The organism is Kitasatospora sp. NPDC001603 (assembly GCF_040298365.1).
GTDB lineage: Bacteria > Actinomycetota > Actinomycetes > Streptomycetales > Streptomycetaceae > Kitasatospora.
The window spans coordinates 1-6,811 of the sequence record NZ_JBEPAA010000150.1 but is presented as its reverse complement, the minus strand read 5'-3'; the positions used below and the strand labels follow the sequence as shown (position 1 = coordinate 6,811).

5 protein-coding genes are annotated in these 6,811 nt (G+C 75.4%); 1 reads left to right on the top strand and 4 read right to left on the bottom strand.

The features are described 5' to 3' along the window. Together ABT263_RS38275 and ABT263_RS38270 are read right to left on the bottom strand one after the other, a co-directional pair. Window positions 1–281: ATP-binding cassette domain-containing protein (locus ABT263_RS38275; protein WP_352298449.1), on the bottom strand; the 281-nt coding region annotated here is incomplete at its 3' end. Window positions 282–339: 58 nt separating this feature from the next. Next, window positions 340–1,011 (bottom strand): DUF4097 family beta strand repeat-containing protein, encoded by a 672-nt coding sequence (locus tag ABT263_RS38270; protein ID WP_352298446.1) that lies wholly within the window; start codon window positions 1,009–1,011, stop codon window positions 340–342. 244 nt (window positions 1,012–1,255) lie between these two features. Between ABT263_RS38270 and ABT263_RS38265 the strand changes: the two genes are divergently transcribed. Continuing rightward, the gene (locus ABT263_RS38265) at window positions 1,256–2,005 is read left to right on the top strand and encodes a helix-turn-helix domain-containing protein (protein ID WP_352298443.1); all 750 of its coding nucleotides are present in this window, start codon (window positions 1,256–1,258) and stop codon (window positions 2,003–2,005) included. 28 nt (window positions 2,006–2,033) lie between these two features. Here ABT263_RS38265 and ABT263_RS38260 read toward each other — a convergent pair whose 3' ends face one another. Together ABT263_RS38260 and ABT263_RS38255 are read right to left on the bottom strand one after the other, a co-directional pair. Beyond that, window positions 2,034–5,357, bottom strand: a complete 3,324-nt coding sequence (locus ABT263_RS38260) for an error-prone DNA polymerase (protein WP_352298440.1) — start codon at window positions 5,355–5,357, stop codon at window positions 2,034–2,036. 136 nt (window positions 5,358–5,493) lie between these two features. Further along, window positions 5,494–6,714 carry a DNA polymerase Y family protein gene (locus ABT263_RS38255; protein ID WP_352298437.1) on the bottom strand — a complete coding sequence of 407 codons (1,221 nt, stop codon included), beginning with the start codon at window positions 6,712–6,714 and terminating at the stop codon, window positions 5,494–5,496. Window positions 6,715–6,811: the final 97 nt, after the last annotated feature.

The following is a 6,811-nucleotide window of genomic DNA, read 5'->3' as shown; positions in this document are numbered from 1 at the left end:
CCGGTGACACCGATCGCGGCGCGCACCGCCTGCGGCGCGGTGGCGATGTCGTGGCCCGCCACCCGGGCCTGTCCGCCGTCGGCCCCGATCAGGGTGGAGAGGATCTTGACGACGGTGGTCTTGCCGGCCCCGTTCGGGCCGAGCAGGGAGAACACCGTTCCTTCGGGGACGGCGAGGTCGATCCCGGCGAGGACGCTCTTGTCGCCGTAGGACTTGCGCAGCCCGTTCGCCGCGATGGCCAGGTCGGTCATGAGAGGTGCTCCTTCAGAGGCTGCGAACAGTGGTGCGGGGGCTGTGAGCGGTTCGGAGGCTGCGGGTGGTGCGGGGGCTGCGGGCGGTTCAGAGGCTGCGGGCGGTGATGTCGCCGTAGGAGGTGGTGGCGCGGATGGTGAGTGCGGCGTCGGTGCCGGTGGTGTTCTGGAGGGTGTTGTGGATCCGGCCGTGGGCGGTGCCGGCGTCGAGGGTGGCGCAGACGCCGCGGGCGGCGCCGATCTCGATGGCGCCGGCGTCGGTGCGCAGGTCGAGGGTGCCGCCGGTGGCCTCGGTGATCCGCAGGTCGCCCTTGCGGGTGCTGAGCTGCGCGGAGCCGCCCAGCCGGCCGACGGTGATGTCGCCCGCGAGGAGGGTGAGGTGGGCGTTCGCGGTCTCGTCGAGCTTGACCGAGCCCTGGGCGCCGTCGAGGGTGACATCGCCCAGGCGTCCGACGCCCCGCAGGTCGGCGGCGGCCGTCTTCGCCTGGATCCGGGAGCCGGCGGGGAGCTGGACGGTGACCTCGACGGCGCCGGACTGGCCGAGGAGGCGGTGGGCGGCCGGGGCGGCGGCGATCCGCAGGACGCCGTCGGTGTACTCGACCGTGATCCGCTCGGCGGCCTTCACGTCGGCGCCCTTGGCGGCGTTCGCGGGGAGGACCTCGACGGTGGTGTCGCTGCGGTCGGCGGCGATCAGCCGGACGCTGCCGGCGGGGATGTCGAGGACGGCGGCGATCGGGGTGGTGGTGGCGAACTTCTGCATCGTTCTTCTCCTTCTGCGGCGGCGGGCACTCGGTCGGCCCGTCGTTTCCGATGAGGGAAAAGCTACGTTGCATTCACAATGTTGGCAACAGGCTCGTTGCGTCAGAATCCCATCTCCGCAGGTAGTTGCGGTGATTTCATTGCAATGATTTCGCGCCTAATGCAACGAGCCGCTATCGATTCGTTGCAATGGATTGAGAGTGAACGCTATGCTCGGCGCACTACCCACCCCGAAGGAGACCGCGATGCCCGGAGGCAGGCTCACCCAGCAGGAACGCCAGCAGATCGCGCTCGGGCTGGCCGACGGCCTCCCCTACGCCGAGATCGCCAGGCGGCTCGACCGCCCGACCTCGACGATCACGCGCGAGGTGATGCGCAACGGCGGCCCCAGCGGCTACCGCGCCGACCTGGCCCAGCGCGCCACCGGGCACCGCGCCCGCCGCCGGCAGGCGGCGCCCCGGGACCCCGCCGCCGTCCCGCAGGAGCACGGCCGCGACGCCGACGCGGTGCGCGCGTACGAGGAGGTGTTCACCACCGCGATGCTGCAGTCGGGCATGCCCCAGATGATGGCCCGGGTGATGGCCTGCCTCTGCCTCACCGACTCGGGCAGCCTCACCGCGTCCGAACTCGTCCAGCGCCTCCAGGTCAGCCCGGCATCCGTCTCCAAGGCGATCACGTTCCTCGACGCCCAGGGCTTCATCCGCCGGGAGCGGGACGAGCGCCGCCGGGAGCGCTACCTCGTCGACAACGACATCTGGTACCAGTCGATGATCGCCAGCGCCCGCTCCACCGCCCAGATCGCCGAGACCGCACGCCAGGGCGTCGGCGTGCTCGACGCCGGCACGCCGGCCGGCGCCCGCCTCGAAAACATCGCCCGCTTCCTCGACTTCGTCTCCGAGAGCATCGCCCGGTCCGCCGAGCAGGCCCGCGAGATCCTGCACCCGCAGCCCGCGGCGGCACCGGACGGCGCCACCGGGCCGGTGTCGGACGGCTGACCGGCCAGCCGTCACCGGCGCCCCCGGGTCAGGTGCCCAGGCGCAGCGGGGTGAGCCGGGTGGCGACCAGGTTGGTGGCCCCGCGGTCCCGTTCGACGTGACCGTGCACCAGCAGGCCGGCCCGGTCCAGGGCGGTGCGGCGCTGGGACTCCCAGACCGGGCGGCTGCAGATCACGTTGATCAGGCCGGTCTCGTCCTCCAGGCTGAGGAACAGCACACCGCCCGCCGTCGGCGGCCGCTGGCGGTGCGTCACCAGTCCGCCGACCACCACCGCCGAGCCGGGTTCCACCCCCGGCAGCTGGGCGGCGGTCAGTGCGCCGCCGCGCTCCAGGTGCGCGCGCAGGTGCTGGACGGGGTGGCTGGTGGCGGAGGCCCCGGTGGCCCAGAGGTCGGCGATGGTCTCCTCCACCGGGGTCATCTCGGGCAGCGGCGGGGCCTCGGTGCCGGGCGTGGTGCCGGGGATCAGCGCCGTCGACACTCCGGCGAACGCCCCGGCGGCCCAGAGCGCCTGACGCCGGCCCAGCCCGAAGCAGCCGAACGCGCCCGCCGCGGCGAGGGCCTCCAGGACCGGCGCGGGCAGGCCCGTGCGCCGCGCGAAGTCCTCCAGGTCGGCGTACGGCTGCCCGGCCGCGATCGCCTCGGCCTGCGGGGTGCCGACCCCGCGCACGGTGTCCAGCCCGAGCCGGATGGCCGCCTGCGGTTTGCCGGCGGTGAGCGGCGGCTCCGGGGTCGGCCCCCGGTACGGCTCCAGGGTCGGCCGGGCCCCACTGGCGTTGACGTCCACCCCGCGCACCCGTACGCCGTGCCGCCGGGCGTCCGAGATCAGGCTGAGCGGCGCGTAGAAGCCCATCGGCTGGTTGGCCAGCAGCGCACAGGTGAAGGCGGCCGGGTAGTGGTACTTGAGCCAGGCGCTCGCGTACACCAGGTGGGCGAAGCTGATCGCGTGGCTCTCCGGGAAGCCGTAGTGGGAGAAGGCCTCGATCTTGACGTAGACGTCCTCGGCGGTCTCCGGCGGGATGCCGCGTTCGGCCATGCCGCCCAGCAGCCGCTCGCGCAGCCGGGCGACCCGCTCGTGCGAGCGCTTGGAGCCCATCGCCTGGCGCAGCCGGTCCGCCTCGGCGGGGGTGAACCCGGCGCAGTCGATGGCCAGTTGCATCATCTGCTCCTGGAACAGCGGCACCCCGAGGGTCTTGCCGAGCGCGTTCTCCATCAACGGGTGCGGGCAGCCGGCCGGTTCGACCCCGGCCCGGCGGCGCAGGTACGGATGGACCGAGCCGCCCTGGATCGGGCCCGGGCGGATCAGCGCCACCTCGACCACCAAGTCGTAGAAGTGGTCCGGCTTGAGCCGCGGCAGGGTCGCCATCTGGGCGCGCGACTCGACCTGGAAGACACCGACCGTGTCGGCCCGGCGCAGCATCGCGTACACGCCCGCGTCGTCGACCGGGATGGTCGCCAGGTCGTAGTGCGCGCCGTGGTGTTCGGCGATCAGGTCGCAGGTGTCGTGCAGGGCGGAGAGCATGCCGAGGCCCAGCAGGTCGATCTTGACCAGTCCGGCACCGGCCGTGGAGTCCTTGTCCCACTGCAGCACCGACCGCCCCGGCATCCGGGCCCACTCGGTCGGGCAGATCTCGGCGATCGGCTCCCTGGTGAGCACCATGCCGCCCGAGTGGATGCCCAGGTGGCGCGGCAGGCCGTGCAGTTGACCGGCCAGGGCGAGCACGTCGGCGGGGATGACGGCGTCCGGGCCGGGCGCGGAGCGGAAGTCGCTCTGCCGGCTGAAGGCGTCCACCTGCCCCTGCGGGTAGCCGAGCACCCGGGCCGCGTCGCGCAGCGCCAGCCGGGGCCGGTAGGTGATCACGTTGGCGACCTGGGCGGCGTGCTCGCGCCCGTAGCGGCGGTAGACGTACTGGATGACCTCCTCGCGGCGGCGGTGCTCGATGTCCAGGTCGATGTCGGGCGGGCCGTCCCGGGCGACGGAGAGAAAGCGTTCGAACAGCAGCCGGTAGTGGATCGGGTCGACGGCGGTGATGCCGAGCGCGTAGCAGACCGCCGAGTTGGCCGCCGACCCCCGGCCCTGGCACCAGATGGACTCCCGGCGGCAGAAGTCGACGATGTCGTGGACGATCAGGAAGTACCCGGCCAGCTCCAGGTCCTCGATGACGTCCAGTTCCTTGCCGAGCTGCCGGCGGGCGGCCGCGTTCCCGGGCCCGAAGCGGGCCGGGCCGCCGGCGGCGACCAGCGCGCGCAGATGGCTGATCTCGGTGTGGCCGGGCGGGACGGGGAAGCCGGGCAGCTCCGGGTCGAGCCGGGTGAAGTCGAACGCGCAGGCCCGGGCCAGGTCGACGGTGGCCTGCCGCACCCCCGGGAAGCGGGCCAGCCGGGCCGCCATCTCGCGGCCCGAGCGCAGGTGCGCGGTGCCGGCCGCCTGCGTCCAGCCCGCCGCGTCCTGGAGCGTCCGGCGCTCGTGCAGGGCGGCCAGGCTCTGGGCCAGCCGGCCCTGGGCCGGGCCCGCGTGGTGCGCGTTGGTGGAGGCGACGACGGGGAGGCCGAGCCGGGCCGCCAGCGCGGCGAGGGCGTCGTTGCGCAGGTCGTCGCCGGGCAGCCACTGATCGATCAGCTCGACGTGGACGTTCTCGCGGCCGAACGCCTCGGTGAGGGTGCGCAGCCGGCGCTCGGCCCCGTCGACGTCCCGGGAGGTGTCCGCGCGGGCCCCGCCCCCGGTGGCTCCAGCGGCCAGGGCGGATCCGGCGGCTCCGGCGCCGGGAGCGGATGCGGCGGCTCCGGCGGCCAGGGCGGCCGGGACCCGGCCGAGGCGGCAGCCGGTGAGCACCGCCCAGTGGCCGTCGTGCGCGTCGGCGAGCGCGGCGAAGTCGTACGCCGGACGGCCCTTGGCCCCGCCCGCCAGCTGGGCGGCGCCGATCGCCGCGGAGAGCCGGCGGTAGCCGGCCGGGTCGCGGGCCAGGACGAGCAGGTGCTCCACCTCCTGGTCGCGGCGCAGCGTCAACTCGGCGCCGAACACCGTGCCGACGCCCGCCTCGCGGGCCGCCTCGGCGAAGCGGACCGCGCCGTAGAGGCCGTCGTGGTCGGTGAGCGCGAGCACCTCGACGCCCAGCCGGGCGGCCTCCGCGACCAGCTCCTCGGGGTCGCTGGCACCGTCGAGGAAGCTGAAGGCCGAGTGGACGTGCAGTTCCGCCCAGGCCGGATCGCCGGTCGGCCCGGCCGGCCCGGGGCCGCGGTCCTCGGCCCGGCGGCGGATCGGCACCACCTGGCCGGCGGCCGGGCCCGGCCGGCCACCGGCCAGGCGTCGGTGCAGCTCGCTCCAGGGGAGCGCGGGGTGGCTGGTGAATCCCATCGGGGGTTGTCGCCTTCGGTCTCTCGCTCGTGTCCTGCCCCCCTGCCGTGCTCCCCGCCGGCCTCTCCTCGCCGGCCCCTCCCTGCCGTGCTCCGTCCCTGCCGCTCCGTCCCTGCCGCACCGCCGCCGTGCTCCGTCAGTCGTAACCGGCCTCCAGGAACCACTCGCCGTTCTCCACCGTGAGCAGCAGCGCCCGCCCGTCCGCCACCGTGACCTGGAAACGTGCCCGGCGGCGGGCGCGCGCCTGGTCCCACCAGTACTCGACCGCCGGCCAGGGTCCGGTCCAGCCGTCGACCACCAGGTCCCGACCGCGCACCGCGATCCGGGCCGGCCGGGCCGACACCCCCGCCCGGCCGTCCACGTTCACCGGCCGCCCGGCCGTGTCCAGCACCGCGACCGGCACCGGGGCGCGGTGCACCACGGCCGGCCAGACGTCCCGCAGCCGCCCCGGCCAGGGCGCGTCGGCCGGCGCCGCCGGGTCGTACGGCTCGCCCCACGGCACCCGGACCACCTGCTCGCCCGGTCCCCGCCCGCCGGCCGGTTCGATCCGGCGCAGCCCGGCGTGCCCGAGCACCGCCTGGACCCGGGCCACCGCCCGCTCCACCCGGTCGTCCGCGACCGCCTGCCCCCAGAGCGCCAGCTGCCGGCCCTGGTCGGGCGAGAGGTCGTCGGGTACGAGCCGCAGGGCGGTGAACCCCGCGTCGTGCGACGGCCCGCCGTCCGGCACGGCGAACGTCCCCGCGCCCTGCCAGGCCTGGAGCTGCCAGCGGACGCGCTCGGCGAGCGCCGCCGCCGACAGCCGGCCCTCGTGCCGCCAGAGCCGCGAGACGGTCCGCCCGTCCGCGCAGGCCACCTCGACGGCGACCCGCTGGCAGGTCAGACCTGCCCCGGCGAGCCGCTGGTGCAACTGCTCGGCCAGGGTGCGGGCGACGAACACCAGCGGTTCGGCGAGCGCCTCCGGCGGGTCGAAGCACTGCTCGACGGAGAGGTCCGGCCCCTCCGTCCGCGGCACCAGCGGGCGCGGCTGCAGCCCCCGGGCCAGCCGGTGGGCGGCCGTGCCCGCCGGGCCGAAGCGGTCCGCGACCGCCTCGGCGGGCAGCGCGGCGAACGCCCCGACGGTGGGCAGGCCGAGCCGGTCCAGCAGCTCCGCCAGCCCCTCATCGCCGAGCGCGGCCACCGGATAGGGGGCGAGGAACTCCGCCGTCCGGCCGGCCGGCACCAGCACCCCCGCCCGGGCTGCCAGCACGGCGGCGAACAGGCCGTCGGCGACCCCGATCCGGGCCAGCGGCAGCGCGTCCGCCTCCCCGGGGCGCGCCTCGGTGTCCGGCCCGGAATCCGGGCCATCCCGGGCAGCCACCGGCTCGGGACGATCCGCACGCAGCCCCTCTCCTCCGGGGCGTCGTCCAGGTGGAAGATCGCGGCGGCCACCCGGTGGTGGGTGTGCGGGAAGAACG